Raw genomic sequence first — 14,717 nt, forward strand, 5'->3', positions numbered from 1 at the left:
TTTATAATTGATGAATTAGAAAAAAATGGTAGTAGTAAAAAACTACTACCATTCGAATCATTCTTAACCTCTACTAAAATTGTTAGATGTTTTAGAAACCTGGATTTTGCTTGTATAAACCATTCGTAAAAGTGATTTCCGCTTGTGGAATTGGTAGATATTCATCCCTTCCAGCTGTAAATTTCGCTGTAGCTAAATACGGTCTTCTAACTTTCTCTTTTGAAATGTATTCATTAAGCGTTTGTTCAGCAATACCCCAACGAACTAAGTCAAAAAAACGTGAGCCTTCTGTAGCAAATTCAATTCTACGCTCCCACATTAATGCTTTCCAAGCAAAATTCTGTGTCCAGGTTGTAGATGAATAAGGCTTTACATTATACTTGGAAGCAAATGTTCCGTCTGCTTTTTTTAGTCTTCCCGTACTTGCCGCTGCTCTATTTCTGATTTGATTAATGATGTCTAAGGCTTTCTCTTGTTGTCCTAATTGAATGTAAGCTTCGGCTTGCATTAACAAGACATCATCGAAGCGTAGAATATCATAATTTTTTGCAGTTCCCATAAATGGTCCAAGTTTGAAATATGAACCACTAGAGGCCAATTGTTGAAAACGCATGGTATGAAAATTGCCATATACACCTGCATCACGTACCCAACTATTGTTGAAAGGTTTTGAATTATCATATTTATATGGGTGTCCATCGATTCCAACGGTGTGGTCAAGGCGTGGATCAACGGTTTGAGTATTTAGATTTGCATTGCTTTCATTGAATGTTTCAAAATTTGGCAAACCGTCAATATCCGTTGTATGTGCATTCACTAAGTTTTGACTAGCTGCATGAAATCCACAACATCCATATTGTGGAGCACCATGCGGATAATTCAATCCATCTTCGTAGCTCATACGTCCTGCGGTCGTTCCATCATTTACAGTAAATTGGATAGCAAAGATGGATTCTGGACCATTCTCCGTTTCCTGCAAGAAATTATCTGCAATGTCCGAGCTTAATCTATATTTCCCGGAAGAAATAACTGCTTGTGTAAGGGAAACAACCTCTTGCAATCTTGTTTTATTGATATTTACAACTTTATGAGTTGCATCTTGCTCATAAGCCTGGTACAACCGCACCTTGGCTAAATAAGCTTGAGCTGCTAACTTATTTGCACGAGCTACCTCTTGTTGTGTAGTTGGTAAATTATCAATAGCAAATTGAAAATCAGCCGCAATTTTATTCCAAGATTCATCATTACTTATCGTATTAGAAACTTTTAGAATCTCTTCATCAGAAATAGTTTCATCGAAAATAGGAATGTTTTTGTACAATCTTTTCATAACAAAGTAGCTATGCCCTCTTAAAAAACGCAATTCAGCTAAACGTATTTTTTTAGATGGATATTTGGCTTCATCTAGAGTATTTACGGCACGAAGGGCGACATTACATCTAGAAATTGACTTGAAAAGGTTTTGCCAAGAACGAGTTACAAAGGCACCAAGCGTGGGAGTAGTCAGATTATAGTGTTCTAGGGCATCTATTTCTCCAACGTCACCCGTACCACCCCCACCTTTGTAGGCATCGTCAGAACGAACACTTCCGTATACCCAGTCACTATAGATGGGTCCAATCATATCACCATTTCCAATGGCCGCATAAGCAGATGTCACCAAACCATCAATGGCCGCTGGAGAGGTCAAATCAGATGAAGACAATACACCTGTGGGTGTATAATTTAGTTCATCCTGGCAGGAGCCGAATAAAAATAGGCTCGAAACGATTATAGTTGAAACTATTATGTTTTTCATTTTTTTAAAAATTTAAGTTTTATTACCCCCTTGGAGGTCATTCATTAATTCGATTTAGTTTTAAAAAGATGCGTTAATTCCGAAAGTGAAGGTTTTTGGAATCGGCACAGGGTCAAGGTCAATACGCTCTGGATCTGGGCTCAAGTAATTCTTGCTTTTTAACCAAAATAGGTTTTCAGCCATTCCATAAAAACGAATTCTTGAAAATACAGATTTAGGAGTGAGGGTATAACCTACTTGTATGTTTCGCATTTTGAAATACGAAGTATTGACGATGAAATAGTCAGATGTACGACCTTCCCCATTGTTATCCTTCAATGTTAGAGCAGGCACATTGGTATTTGTGTTTTGGGGTGTCCATGCGTTAAATACACCGGGACCAACATTTTCTCTACTTCTCATTAAATTATTGAAAACGGTATACACATCAAAACCTTCTCTACCCGCTACACCTGAACCGAAAATAGAGGCATCGAATTTTTTATAGGTCAAATCCAATCGTAATCCATATTCAAGTGCTGGTAAAGTGGTACCAATCCAAGTTCTGTCCAAATCATCAATTCTATTATCTCCGTTAATATCCACATATCGAATTCTTCCTGGGCCAGCACCTATTTGTTTAGGAGCCGCATCTACTTCAGCTTGCGATTGGAAAAGTCCATTGGTCTTGTAACCGAAAATATCAAATTGTGAATGTCCAATAATGGTATTTACCAAGTTCCCTGCATAAGCTGGACGTACATTTTCTGGCAATTCGGTAATTTCATCTCTGAAATGTGCAAAGTTTGAAACAAGATTGAATTTCAAATCATTTCCTACTGATCCACGGTATCCTAATACAAATTCCCAGCCTTTATTTGATTTTGATGCACCATTAACTGCTTTTGATTGTCCCTCACCAAGCGTTGCCGCTACTGGTGGCGTAATCAAAATGCCGGAAGTATTACGCGTGAAATAATCAAATGATCCGAAAATTTTATTGTTCAAAATAGCATAATCTAGACCTACGTTAATTTCATCTGTAGTTTCCCACTTTAATCCCGAATTGGCCGCTTGTGTTTGAACGAATCCTGAAGGCAATGTCCCGGTATTAGCTCCTGACAAAGAATAAGCTGTACCGATGTTCATATATTGTTCCCAAAAACCACCCACTAATTGAGCCTGAGTTGTTCCGTATCTTGTATCAAATAAACCAAAACGAGCTAAATCACCAATTTGTTGATTACCTACACGACCTACGCCGACTCTTGCCTTGAGTTCAGAGAAAATTTTATTACTCTTCATGAAATTCTCTTGGTCAATTCTCCAACCTAAAGAGGCTGCAGGGAAAATTCCATATTGATTATCTGAACCAAAACGAGATGAACCATCACGACGAATTGTAACCGCAGCTAAATATTTATCTGAAAAATTATAATCAACACGAGCAAATTGAGAGAATAAACGACTTCCTGTAGAACCTCCTGAAACAGTGGTGTTTCCTGTTCCAGCATTTAGCGTAAAATAATCTTCTGATTGAAGAGCAAATCCTTCTTTCTTCGTGAATTGAAAATCCAAATCTGTTTTGATATATTCAGTACCAACTAAAAATTTGAACTGATTCTTCGCATTCAAATCCCAATTATAACGCAATGTATTTGACCAAGTAGTACTGATGTAATGATTTTGGTCAAAAGCTAAGCTATTTGTCGTACGGTTAAAAGCACCTTCCGAAAATGTAGGCGTTATCACCTTATTTAAGTATGTCGCGTTATCAACGCCCAAATTCGATTTAAAAAAGAGATTTTTGATCGGCTGAATTTCTACGAAAATATTTCCAAATGAACTCAAACGATTTGCATTGTTCCATTTCGCAAGTTCTTGCATGTGCAAAGGGTTATTTCTATCCGAATAGCCACCGCCTGATGCACCCGCATAGGTTTTGCCGTCTTTCTGAAAAACAGGAATGGTAGGGACTAGCGTAGCAGCTAAAAAAGTAGTTGAAGCACCTCCCAAATCTCTTGCAGTAAGTGTTTCATTTGAATTCGCGACACGAAGATTAACACCAAACTTTAATTTATCATTGAATGCACGCGTCATGGCGTTGATGCTTCCGCTCAAACGGTCGTAGTTCGTATAACGCAACATCCCCGTATTTTTCAATTGCCCAATATTGATTTCTAACGAAGAATTTTTGTTGCCATAAGAAGCAGTAAAATCATTTTTTGTCACGATACCTGTTTTGTACATGACATCTTGCCAATTGGTATCACCTGCTGGTGTATTAGCGTCTCCACCTACATAAGGTTTAAGGGAAACGCCATTCAATTTTGGACTTTGGAAATTATTATTCCAGTCAAAGGAATATATATCACCATAACCAGCAGCGGGATCTTGTCCATCATTGACAGAGGCTTGCCACAAGGCTTTACCTCTATCCAAAGAGTTCAACATATTAAAACGCATCGATTTTTCTGATTGCGCAGAAATACTGCTGTTGAATTGAAATTCAATTTTTCCGTCTGTATTACCCCCATTTTTGGTGGTAACGATTATAACCCCATTCGAGGCTCTAGCTCCATAAATAGATTCCGCCGAAGCGTCTTTCAATACTTGAACTGATTCGATATTGGCTGGATTCATGTTTTGGAACACCTCAGGACGAGTAGTTGGAATTCCATCTATGATATAAAGCGGGTCGTTATTTCCTAAAGTATTGGCTCCACGAATCAAAATTCGGGAGTTACTTCCATTAGGAGAACCATCTTTTTCAATATACAAACCAGGTACACGCCCCTGCAAAGATTGCATCGGGTTACCTGAGCTGATATTTTTGATGGGTTTCAAATCAACCACCACCACTGATCCAGTCAAGTCTTGTTTTCTTTGAGATGTATAACCAACTACTACTACTTCGCTCAATTCTTTTCCATAAGCTAAGGTAATTTGTACATCGCTAACTCCTTTAATGGATACGTCCTGTTTTTCATACCCACTAAAACTTACTTGAATAGTAGAAGCACTTTCAGAAACTGAAACTGAAAACTTGCCATTTACATCGGTGATTGCACCAATTTTTGTACCAGTCACTAGTACACTTGCACCGATGAGAGGCACATTATTGTCGCCTCCTCGGACCGTGCCAGTCACCTGGCGTTGGGCATAAGCCGCTTGTAATGTTAAAAACATCACAATAAAAGATAATAGGGTTTTTTTCATAATTTGAATTGTTTTAATTGTATGTATTAAACTTTACTAAAAGGAACTCGTACTGAATGATTATTTATTAAAAGCTGAATTTGTTCTTTGGAAATTAGAGGAGAAGCTCCATGGTGAGTGGCCACACATGCTCCCATTGCACATGCTTCAATCAAGGCATTTTCTAGGGCGACGTTTTTTAAGAAATTTGAGATAAAGGAGGCTAAAAAAGAATCACCGCTGCCAATTGTATCCACTACATCAACCACAAATCCCGGACTATGGAAAAACTCCTTTTGATGTAAAAGCATTGCACCATCTTCACCCTGTGTTACACAAATCGTATCGATGTTAAATAATTCGGACAAATGATTTAGGTTTTCTTGAATTGTCCCTTTGGTACAAAACCAGCCTGATATTTCATCTAATTCAAGGTGATTAAGTTTCAGAAAATCTGCTTTTTTCAGTAAAAACGTGATAGTTTCTTTGTTGTAATAAGGTGGGCGTAAATTAATGTCCAACACTTTAAACTTTGCTACCTCCAAGAGTTTTTTAAGTGTAATAAAGGTTTCCTCTGACCTGGCTGAAAGACTTCCAAAGACGAAACAATCCGAATGTTTAACTGCTTCCAATGCATCATTTTCTACTCCGATATAATCCCAAGCTACGGGTTTGACAATTTTGTAGCTAACATTATTTTTATCTTCAATATTCACTTTCACAACACCAGTTAGGTGCGTTTTCCCGTGTTGGATAAATTGAGTTGATAGCCCATTATCTTTTATAAATCTGAGCAATTCATTCCCTAAATCATCTGTGCCTACTCTACTAATGATTACAGCATTATTACCCATATTTTTCAATTGAATAGCAACATTCATGGGGGCTCCACCAGGCATTTTTCCTGTAGGAAGCATATCCCAAAGCATTTCGCCAAAGCAAATGATCTTGTTTTTATGAATCTGCATATTTCTAGTGCGTAATTATTATGTTATCCATGTTTTCAAGTGATTTTCCTTTAGTTTCAGGCATGAGTTTCCATACAAAAAGCAATTGTAAAACCATCATAGAAGCAAAAAAGGCAAAGACGATCCCACCCCCAAAGGTTTCAGCAAAATAAGGGAAGGTAAAAGTGATGAAACTCGCCATTAGCCAATGTGTAAAACTGCCTAAGGCTTGTCCATTAGCTCGGACTTCATTAGGAAATATTTCCGAGATAAACACCCAAATAACTGCTCCTTGAGAGAAACCAAAGAAAGAGATATACGCGAAAAGATAAAAAGGAACATTTAAATTCATTTGTTGGCTAAATAATGCCTGAGAAACCAAAATAAGTGTAAGAATAAGTCCGACGGAGCCTACCTTCATTAAGGTTCGGCGTCCAAAATGATCAATCATCGAAATACCTAACAATGTAGAAATGAGGTTCATTAGCCCAATTCCCGCCGAAGACAATAAAGCCGAATCTTTACCAATACCTCCCATTTCAAAAATGCGAGGAGCGAAATATATAATGGCATTGATACCAGAAACTTGGTTAAATACCGCAAATAACACTGCTAACAAGATTGGCCGATTATAGGCTTTTTGGAACAAAACTACTTTCGCTTTAGTGGTATTTTTCTGGATTGAGACGATGATCTTCTCAGCAGCATCTTTGTCAATAGAATGAAGAATAGTTCGTGCGGTGGAAACATCTCCTCTTTGAAGTATCAACCAGCGTGGGCTTTCAGGAATTAACATAACCGTAATGGTAAAAATAAGCGAAGGGAAGGCTTGCACTCCTAACATCCAACGCCACTCATTTTCACTTATACCAGATAAAAAGTAATTTGACAGGTAGGCCATTAATATCCCTAAAACGATATTGAACTGAAACATCGCTACCAAACGTCCGCGCTTGTGAGCTGGTGCGATTTCGGATAGATACAAGGGAGCAACGACCGATGAAACACCAACGCCTAGACCACCCATAAATCTGAATATTAAAAATACCGACCAATCGAAAGCATAAGCGGTACCTAAAGAAGAAAGCAAATAAAGAATGCCGATAATGAAAAGCGATTTTTTCCTGCCAAATTTATCGGCAAGAATACCACCAATTAGAGAGCCTACAACAGTACCTATTAAAGCAATGGAAACGGTCACTCCGTGTTCTAAGGAATTGAGCTCCCAAAGTTTTTGAAGTGTTTGTTCAACTCCAGAAATTACGGCCGTATCGAAGCCAAAAAGAAAACCACCCAAAGAAGCCGAGAGCGACCAGAAAAATATTTTAATATTTTGATTCATTACAAACTTGTTACGTTTTTAATGAATCAAAATTAGAGCAATACTTTAGGGTAGGATATTAGAATTCTTTCAAATACTTACAGTTTTGCAACAATTTGCAAATGCTTTATTATCAATACTTTACATAATATTTAAAAAGAAATAAATCCCATGATACAAGGATTGTAACACGAAATACCATAATTGATACATTTAACTATTCCGCCAATCACTTGGCGTCTTATCTGTCTTTTGTTTGAAGAAGGTCGTAAAATAACTTGGCGTACTGAAGCCTAACTCGTAAGCAATCTCGGAAATGTTTTTTTCATGATCATTTAAGAGAATCTTTGCTTTTCGCATTTTATAATCAGCAATGTAATCCGCCACATTTCGGTTTGTCAAGGCAGATATTTTTCTAAATAACTGAACTCTGGACATTCCTAACTCTTGACTTAATTTCTCGACTGATAGTGAACTGTCTTGAATATTCTTTTCGATTAATGCTTCAAATTCAATTAAAAATCTTCTTTCGCCTTTCTGAACTTGATTGGGATGGATAACTTCAGTTGAGAATCTGCGTCTCATGCGTTCTCGATTTTCAACCAAACCTTTCAATTTTTCCTCTAATAATTGCTGGTTGAACGGTTTTAAAATATAATCATCTGCCCCAGCTTTTGTACCTTCAATTTGACTTTCAATTTGACTTTTAGCAGTCAATAAAATTACCGGAATATGAGAGGTTCTGAAATCAGATTTTACCTTCTGCGTCAAAGCGAAGCCATCCATACCCGGCAACATCACATCACAAATAATCATGTCAGGAATACAGTTTAAAATTTCTTGCCAACCATCTTCTGCGTTATCCGTAGCCACTACTGTATAGCTTTTCTCTAATTTTTGGGTTAAAAATTGGTTTAAATCATGATTATCTTCAATCACGATTAGCGTATTCTCAAACGCGGGTTTTGTACTGATTTTTTCTAAGGGAGCACTATCCTCCTCAAATTCAGTATTATTTTTAGAAGAAACTAGTACAGGATTATCTAACAAAAGGTGCTTTACCTCCATGATAGGAAGTACAATTCTGAAGGTGGTCCCTTTGCCTTTTTCTGAATTTATCGTGATTTCTCCCTTGTGCAAGGCAACAAACTCTTGTGAAAGAGCCAAGCCTAATCCTGTTCCTAAAGAAATATTTTTGTTTCCTCTGTAAAACAAATCAAAAGCATTAGCTTTTTCTTCGGGGGTCATACCGATCCCATTATCGGCAATGTTTATTTCAATTTTATCTATATTTCTTAAAATTGACACGTGAATCAAGCCCCCATCTGGGGTGTATTTGAAAGCATTTGAAATGAGATTGAATAAGACCTTGTCTAATTTTTCAGGATCAAATCCGAATTGAATCTCTTTAAAAGGACTAATAAATTGAAGGTCAATCTGTTTTTGTTTTGCCTTTAAATTAAAATCTTGTACTATATCTTTGATAAAAGCAACTAAATCATTTTGTCCAATTTCTAATTCCATTTTCCCTGCATCCAACTTTCTCATCTCTAAAAATTGATCAACGAGACGTAATAGGCGATAAGCATTTTTATTGATCAATTTTAGAGTTAATTGTATTTCCTTTAAGTCGGTACTTTTTCTTTGCAACAAATCCTCAGTCGGAGTAAGGATCAGGCTCAAAGGTGTTTTGAATTCATGTGAAATATAGGAGTAAAACCTCATTTTGTCTTCTGTTGCTTTTTTTGCTAAAAGAGACACTTTTTCTATTTCATTTTTTTGTTCGAGAATTGCCAAATTCTGCTCTTCTAAAATTCGATTAGACTGCTGTTTTTCATTTAAAAGAAAATACAGGAAAACCCCTAAAACAACCATAACCGTAAGCAAAGCAGTTATAAAATATAAAAGGTTTCCTTGGGTTGAGTAGGTTTTATTCAAATCATTAATTTTTAATGTTTTTCGCTCAATTTCAACTTGTTGTTCTTTTATTTTCTGGATTTGGGATAACATAATATTGACATTATCAGATGTTATCACATTTGTCAAAAGCTTCGTTTCTTTATTATAGGCTTGTCTATTTAGAATTTTAACAGCGGTTTGGATTACCTCAGCGCCACCCGTAGGATACAATAAAGTGGCATTTAATGTGCCATTTTTAACCAATTGCATACCATTTATCACCGGAATTGCATCAATACCAACAAAGAATAAGTCTTTTGCTTTCCCTAATTTTTGGGCCGTCCGATAGGCAGATAATGCTAAAAAATCAGTGTGCGCGAAAATAATATTCGTTTCAGGGTGATTTTTTAATGTACCTGCTAATTTCTTATTTATATCTAATTCGATATTTTTGACTTCGAGAGTCGCCACTTTATTCAGTTCGGGATAAAGGTTAATAGCCTCATTAAATCCACGATTTCTTTCGATGGCAGGTGAAGAGGTCATTTCCAATTCTAATTCAATGACATTACCTCGACCTTTAAACTGACTAGCGATAAACCTGCCTGCCGTTTTTCCTATTTCATAGTTATCTGCTCCAATGAAGGCAGAATATTGTTCGGAATTAGTTTTTCGATCAACATAAATTACTGGAATCCCCGACTTATATATTTCATCGATAGCAGTGGAAAAGGACTTGGATTCGTTGGGAGAAATAATTAATAAGTCAATTTTTTGCTTATCAATTTCCTTAATCTGTTCTAATTGCTTTTTAGTGTCACTATACGATTCAATGATTTCAAACTTAATATCTGGATGAAATGCCAACTCCCTTCTCATTTCACTATTCATCACATTTCGCCAATCATCGTGGCAGCATTGTAAAAAAACAATACGGTATTTGTATTCTTTTTTGAAGGAACATGAATTAGCAATCAGAATAATAAAAGCTAAAAGAAGCGAATTAATAAAAGTCTTCATTCAATAAAATTGGGGAATCCTACCTAAATATACTTATGAAAAAGAGACAAATACTATGAATAATGTTACAAAGTATATTTAATCAGGAGTCTTAAAGTGAAGGAATATTTACTTTAAATAAAAATAGAATTTATTTATAGCGCCCCATTCAGCAACGGGCATAAAAAAAGTCTCTGAAAAATCAGAGACTTAAGTCGTAGTTGGCGGTCCGGACGGGACTCGAACCCGCGACCCCATGCGTGACAGGCATGTATTCTAACCAACTGAACTACCGGACCGTTTGTTATTTGGTGGCACAAAATTAGGGAAATTCTGCTTGGATGCAATAGATGAATGAAAAAAAATGATAAAAAATTAGGGTTCGAGGGAATGGGGCTACTTATCCAACTGAAAATCACGACTTTGGCAGAGAAAGAATACGAGCTACCCCTAAATAAAAAATCAATTTCTTGATTCGCTTTATCAGTCCCGCCCCTTCCCTTTTTCCATTTTCCCCTGTACCTTTGGCAATCCTTTGCGCTTTGCCCAAGGTAAGCGAATAAACCCAACACATCATGCATTTCCCAGCCGCCTACGAATACCCCAATGCCCCCTATTTTGCCGAATACATGAACTTTCAGGCCGACGAGAATTTATTCGATGTCTTGAAAAACCAATCGGCCGAAATAATCGATCTGTTTGAAAAGCTCGAAAAAGGCCAAGCGGAGTTTGCGTACGAGGCGGGCAAATGGAGCCTAAAGGGTTTATTAGGCCACATGGTCGACACGGAGCGCATCGTGTCCTACCGCGTTTTGGCGATTTCAAGAGGCGAAAAAATTGACTTGCCGGGCTTTGACGAGAATGAATACCAGTTGGCCTCCGAATACGAAACCCAAGACCCCCACGAAATTCTCGCCCAATACAAGGCCACCCGAGCGGCAACCACCCTACTCCTACACTCCCTGTCCACCAAGCAATGGAACCAAATGGGCCAGGCGAATGGCAAAGCGACGAGCGCACGTGCCTGGGCCTGGATGATCGCTGGACACGAAAAACACCATTATAACATAATTCAAACACGATACTTGCCACATTTTTCTTAAATTAGGTCATGCAATTTTACAAATACCAAGGAACCGGAAATGATTTCGTCATCATCGACGACCGAAATCAGGCATTTAACCTCGATACCCCAGCGATTGCGGCTTTGTGCCACCGCCGTTTTGGGATCGGTGCGGATGGCTTGATGTTGCTCCAAATGGCTGAGGGTTACGATTTCCGCATGGTTTATTTTAATTCCGACGGCACCGAGGGAACGATGTGCGGAAATGGCGGCCGTTGTTTGGTCCGCTTTGCCGCAGATTTAGGCATCGTACAAGAAAAAGCACACTTTATCGCGGTGGATGGCCCGCATTTGGCCTACATTACACCCTCAACAATCTCCTTGCAGATGCAAGATGTGGCGAATATCGCCCAACACGATGACGATTATTTTACGAATACTGGCTCGCCGCATGTGGTGCGTTACGTCCAACAGGTGCAATTCACGGATGTGAAGAACATCGGCGCAGCGATTCGTTATTCGGAGGCTTATCAAGGCCAAAATGGCACCAACGTGAATTTCGTGGAGAAATTAGATCCCCAAACCCTCTTCGTTCGAACCTACGAGCGCGGCGTGGAAGACGAGACCTATTCCTGCGGAACGGGCGTGACGGCAGCGGCTTTGGTATCCAATACCACCAAAGGCATGCATAGCCCCATTCAAATCAAGACATTAGGCGGCGAATTAGCCGTGCAATTCGAAGGAAACAGCACGGACGGATTCACCGAAATATTTTTAATTGGCCCAGCCAAACACGTTTTTACCGGAGAAATTTAGGATATGACATTTGACGCAACGACCCAAGCAAACATCGACCAATGGTTAAACGGCCCCTACGATGCCGAAACCAAAACACAAATCCAAGCGATGATCGCTGCCGGCGAACAGACCGCTTTGACGGATTCCTTCTACAAATCCCTGGAATTTGGGACGGGCGGCATGCGCGGCGAGATGGGCGTGGGTTGCAACCGCATGAATCAATACACCGTGGGTGCAGCGACACAAGGTTTTGCGAATTACCTGAACAAATGTCTGCCTGGTCAAAAAATCAAAGTAGCCATCGCCCACGATTCCCGCAACAATTCCCCGGAATTCACGCGCATCGCAGCGAATATCTTCACTGCGAATGGCATTGAGGTCTACCTCTTCCCTGCTTTGCGTCCTACCCCGCAGTTATCGTTCACGGTACGCGAGTTGGGCTGCCAAGCCGGTTTGGTCATCACCGCATCCCATAACCCAAAGGAATACAATGGCTACAAGGCTTATTGGGCTGATGGCTCGCAGGTCGTAGCGCCGCATGACAAGAACATCGTGGCGGAGGTGAATGCTATTTCCACGGTAGCTGATATTAAATTTGAGGGCAATGATTCCCTATTGCACTTATTAGACGAATCGATCGATGCGGCTTATTTGACAACTATTAAGGATAATTGTCGGAAGCCCGACGTCATCCAACGACAAAAAGACCTCAAAATCGTCTTCTCTCCTATCCATGGAACGGGGATTACGTTGGTCCCCAAAGCACTAGACTTATTAGGTTTTGAGGCGGTTACGGTCGTGGAAGAGCAAGCAATTCCCAATGGCAATTTCCCAACCGTCGTATATCCGAATCCGGAGGAAAAGGAAGCGATGACTTTGGCCTTGAATACAGCCAAAGCGATCGATGCAGATTTAGTCATAGCGACAGACCCTGACGCGGATCGCGTGGGAGCTGCGGTAAAGAACCAACACGGCGAATGGGTACTGTTGAACGGTAACCAAATGGCCAGTTTGATCCTGTATTACTTATTGAAAGTAACGGATTTGAAGGGCAATGAATTTGTGGCCAAAACGATTGTGACCACGGATTTGATCGATAAAATGTGTGCGTCCAAAGGCGTGACTTGCTACAACACGCTGACCGGCTTTAAATACATCGCGCAGGTGATCCGCGAGTTGGAGGGCAAAGAAAAGTTCATCGGCGGTGGCGAGGAGTCCTACGGCTATTTAATTGGCGATGCAGTCCGCGACAAAGACGCGGTGGCCTCTTGTGCCATGATCGCAGAATTAACGGCTTACGCGAAAGATCAGGGCAAATCCCTGTTCGACTTCTTGGCCGAAATGTACATCGAGAATAATTTCTATTACGAAGGCCTTATCTCCTTAACCAAAAAGGGTAAAGCTGGCGCGGAAGAGATCAAGCAAATGATGATCAATTTGCGTTCGAACGTTCCTGCATCCGTGGCGGGTTCTAAACCGGTAACGGTCTTAGATTATGAGGGTTTAATCTCAACAGATTTGGTTACGGGAATCCAAACACCCATCGCGGTTGGCCGCGGCATCGAAGCCTCCAACGTGATCCAACTCATCCTCGCCGACGGATCGAAAGTCTCCGCACGTCCATCGGGCACGGAACCGAAGATTAAATTCTATGTGTCGGTGAATGCTCCTTTGGCATCCGCAGCTGATTTCGACAAGACCTTTGCTGCCTTGCAGGAGAAGGTTGGGGTGATTCAGAAGGATCTTGGGTTAGTTTAGAGGTAAGAGTGAAGAGGTTTTTTCTTCGGCATCCTTTTTTGTCTTTGGCAAACCTTACAGGATTGCCAAAGTTTGAGGCGCTTTTCGCGCCGATTATTGTACATCGCGTCTAGTCCCTAGGGGTATTTTAACCCCAGACTTTAGTCTAGGGATTCTAGTCCAAGGCTAGCGAAACGCTTAAATTTAACCAAGAACCTGATTTTCATTATCAGTTTTATACTTCTATTCCATTTCAAATAGCAAGTAATTGCAGGCATGAATCTGACCGATGTACCTGCACGCTATTATTTCGACACATCTATTTTTGGTGGATATTACGACGACGAATTTCTATTTGAAACCAATCTTATTTTTGAAAAAGTCCTATCAGGTAAAATCATCTGCCTATATTCTGAAATAATCGAAGAAGAATTAAAGAAAGCACCAAGTCGGGTAACAAAATTATTTAACACCCTAAATGATAATCAGAAAGAGAAAATTCACATAAGTGAAGAAATATTAATGTTGGCGCATGAATATATAACAGAGAAAGTCGTAGGAGAAACTAGTCTTTACGATTGTATTCACATAGCCGCGGCCACTGTTCATCAAGCAGATGCACTTATTAGTTGGAACTTCAAACATATCGTAAATTCGAATAGAATTATCGGATACAATCATATAAATTCACAGCGAGGTTTGACTCAAATCACCATTAAATCTCCCAGAGAAATCCTATGAAAACTACAGAAGGCACTATCAAAGGTTATCATTGTGTGAAATCATTTCGAAGAATTAAAACAAAGCTTAGCAAGGAATTATTTGGACTTTCGAATGAGGAAATACTTAAACGTCTTCAAAAGTCTAGTCGAGAATTTTTAGAAAAGGCGAAAAAAAACAAATAATGTAGGGACGCGATACCACGCGTCTATTCCCTAGGCTGAAGCAAGGTGTTATTAATTACCCGATTTTCGAATA

General features: G+C 39.3%; 10 protein-coding genes and 1 tRNA gene. 5 read left to right on the forward strand and 6 right to left on the reverse strand.

Translation table 11 applies throughout. The features are described from left to right. Positions 1–91: 91 nt before the first annotated feature. From PQG45_RS07990 to PQG45_RS08015, 6 genes are all read right to left on the reverse strand, one after another. A complete protein-coding gene (locus PQG45_RS07990) occupies positions 92–1,798 on the reverse strand; it encodes a RagB/SusD family nutrient uptake outer membrane protein (RefSeq protein ID WP_269007215.1) in 1,707 nt (568 codons plus the stop codon). Between the two features lie 60 nt (positions 1,799–1,858). After that, positions 1,859–4,996 carry a SusC/RagA family TonB-linked outer membrane protein gene (locus tag PQG45_RS07995; protein ID WP_269007216.1) on the reverse strand — a complete coding sequence of 1,046 codons (3,138 nt, stop codon included), beginning with the start codon at positions 4,994–4,996 and terminating at the stop codon, positions 1,859–1,861. 26 nt (positions 4,997–5,022) lie between these two features. Continuing rightward, positions 5,023–5,943, reverse strand: coding sequence for a carbohydrate kinase family protein (locus PQG45_RS08000; RefSeq protein ID WP_316070655.1), 921 nt, complete (start codon positions 5,941–5,943; stop codon positions 5,023–5,025). Positions 5,944–5,947: 4 nt separating this feature from the next. Next, on the reverse strand, positions 5,948–7,264 hold the full coding sequence (locus PQG45_RS08005; RefSeq protein WP_316070656.1) for a sugar porter family MFS transporter: 1,317 nt from the start codon (positions 7,262–7,264) through the stop codon (positions 5,948–5,950). Positions 7,265–7,456: 192 nt separating this feature from the next. Beyond that, a complete protein-coding gene (locus PQG45_RS08010) occupies positions 7,457–10,162 on the reverse strand; it encodes a substrate-binding domain-containing protein (RefSeq protein WP_316070657.1) in 2,706 nt (901 codons plus the stop codon). A gap of 201 nt (positions 10,163–10,363) precedes the next feature. Further along, a tRNA-Asp gene (locus tag PQG45_RS08015) sits at positions 10,364–10,440 on the reverse strand. 276 nt (positions 10,441–10,716) lie between these two features. Between PQG45_RS08015 and PQG45_RS08020 the strand changes: the two genes are divergently transcribed. From PQG45_RS08020 to PQG45_RS08040, 5 genes are all read left to right on the forward strand, one after another. Further along, complete coding sequence (locus PQG45_RS08020; RefSeq protein WP_316070658.1) at positions 10,717–11,244, forward strand: DinB family protein; 528 nt, start codon at positions 10,717–10,719, stop codon at positions 11,242–11,244. Positions 11,245–11,252: 8 nt separating this feature from the next. Next, positions 11,253–12,020, forward strand: a complete 768-nt coding sequence (gene dapF / locus PQG45_RS08025; RefSeq protein ID WP_316070659.1) for a diaminopimelate epimerase — start codon at positions 11,253–11,255, stop codon at positions 12,018–12,020. 3 nt (positions 12,021–12,023) lie between these two features. Next, positions 12,024–13,760 carry a phospho-sugar mutase gene (locus tag PQG45_RS08030; protein ID WP_316070660.1) on the forward strand — a complete coding sequence of 579 codons (1,737 nt, stop codon included), beginning with the start codon at positions 12,024–12,026 and terminating at the stop codon, positions 13,758–13,760. Between the two features lie 255 nt (positions 13,761–14,015). Beyond that, entirely contained in the window at positions 14,016–14,480 is a 465-nt protein-coding gene (locus PQG45_RS08035; protein WP_315577162.1) for a hypothetical protein, read from the forward strand. Continuing rightward, positions 14,477–14,644: a hypothetical protein gene (locus PQG45_RS08040; protein WP_316070661.1), complete on the forward strand. Its 168-nt coding sequence runs from the start codon at positions 14,477–14,479 to the stop codon at positions 14,642–14,644. The genes PQG45_RS08035 and PQG45_RS08040 overlap by 4 nt, the downstream gene beginning before the upstream one ends. Positions 14,645–14,717 lie beyond the last annotated feature (73 nt).

Source organism: Aquirufa regiilacus (assembly GCF_032470275.1).
GTDB classification, from domain to species: domain Bacteria; phylum Bacteroidota; class Bacteroidia; order Cytophagales; family Spirosomataceae; genus Aquirufa; species Aquirufa regiilacus.

What these genes read in the sequence shown, in the direction of transcription:
- PQG45_RS08035 (WP_315577162.1), top strand. Translation starts at nt 14,016, where the DNA reads ATGAATCTGACCGATGTACCTGCACGCTATTATTTCGACACATCTATT.
- PQG45_RS08040 (WP_316070661.1), top strand. Translation starts at nt 14,477, where the DNA reads ATGAAAACTACAGAAGGCACTATCAAAGGTTATCATTGTGTGAAATCA.
- dapF (WP_316070659.1), top strand. Translation starts at nt 11,253, where the DNA reads ATGCAATTTTACAAATACCAAGGAACCGGAAATGATTTCGTCATCATC.
- PQG45_RS08005 (WP_316070656.1), bottom strand. Translation starts at nt 7,264, where the DNA reads ATGAATCAAAATATTAAAATATTTTTCTGGTCGCTCTCGGCTTCTTTG.
- PQG45_RS08020 (WP_316070658.1), top strand. Translation starts at nt 10,717, where the DNA reads ATGCATTTCCCAGCCGCCTACGAATACCCCAATGCCCCCTATTTTGCC.
- PQG45_RS08010 (WP_316070657.1), bottom strand. Translation starts at nt 10,162, where the DNA reads ATGAAGACTTTTATTAATTCGCTTCTTTTAGCTTTTATTATTCTGATT.
- PQG45_RS08000 (WP_316070655.1), bottom strand. Translation starts at nt 5,943, where the DNA reads ATGCAGATTCATAAAAACAAGATCATTTGCTTTGGCGAAATGCTTTGG.
- PQG45_RS07990 (WP_269007215.1), bottom strand. Translation starts at nt 1,798, where the DNA reads ATGAAAAACATAATAGTTTCAACTATAATCGTTTCGAGCCTATTTTTA.
- PQG45_RS08030 (WP_316070660.1), top strand. Translation starts at nt 12,024, where the DNA reads ATGACATTTGACGCAACGACCCAAGCAAACATCGACCAATGGTTAAAC.
- PQG45_RS07995 (WP_269007216.1), bottom strand. Translation starts at nt 4,996, where the DNA reads ATGAAAAAAACCCTATTATCTTTTATTGTGATGTTTTTAACATTACAA.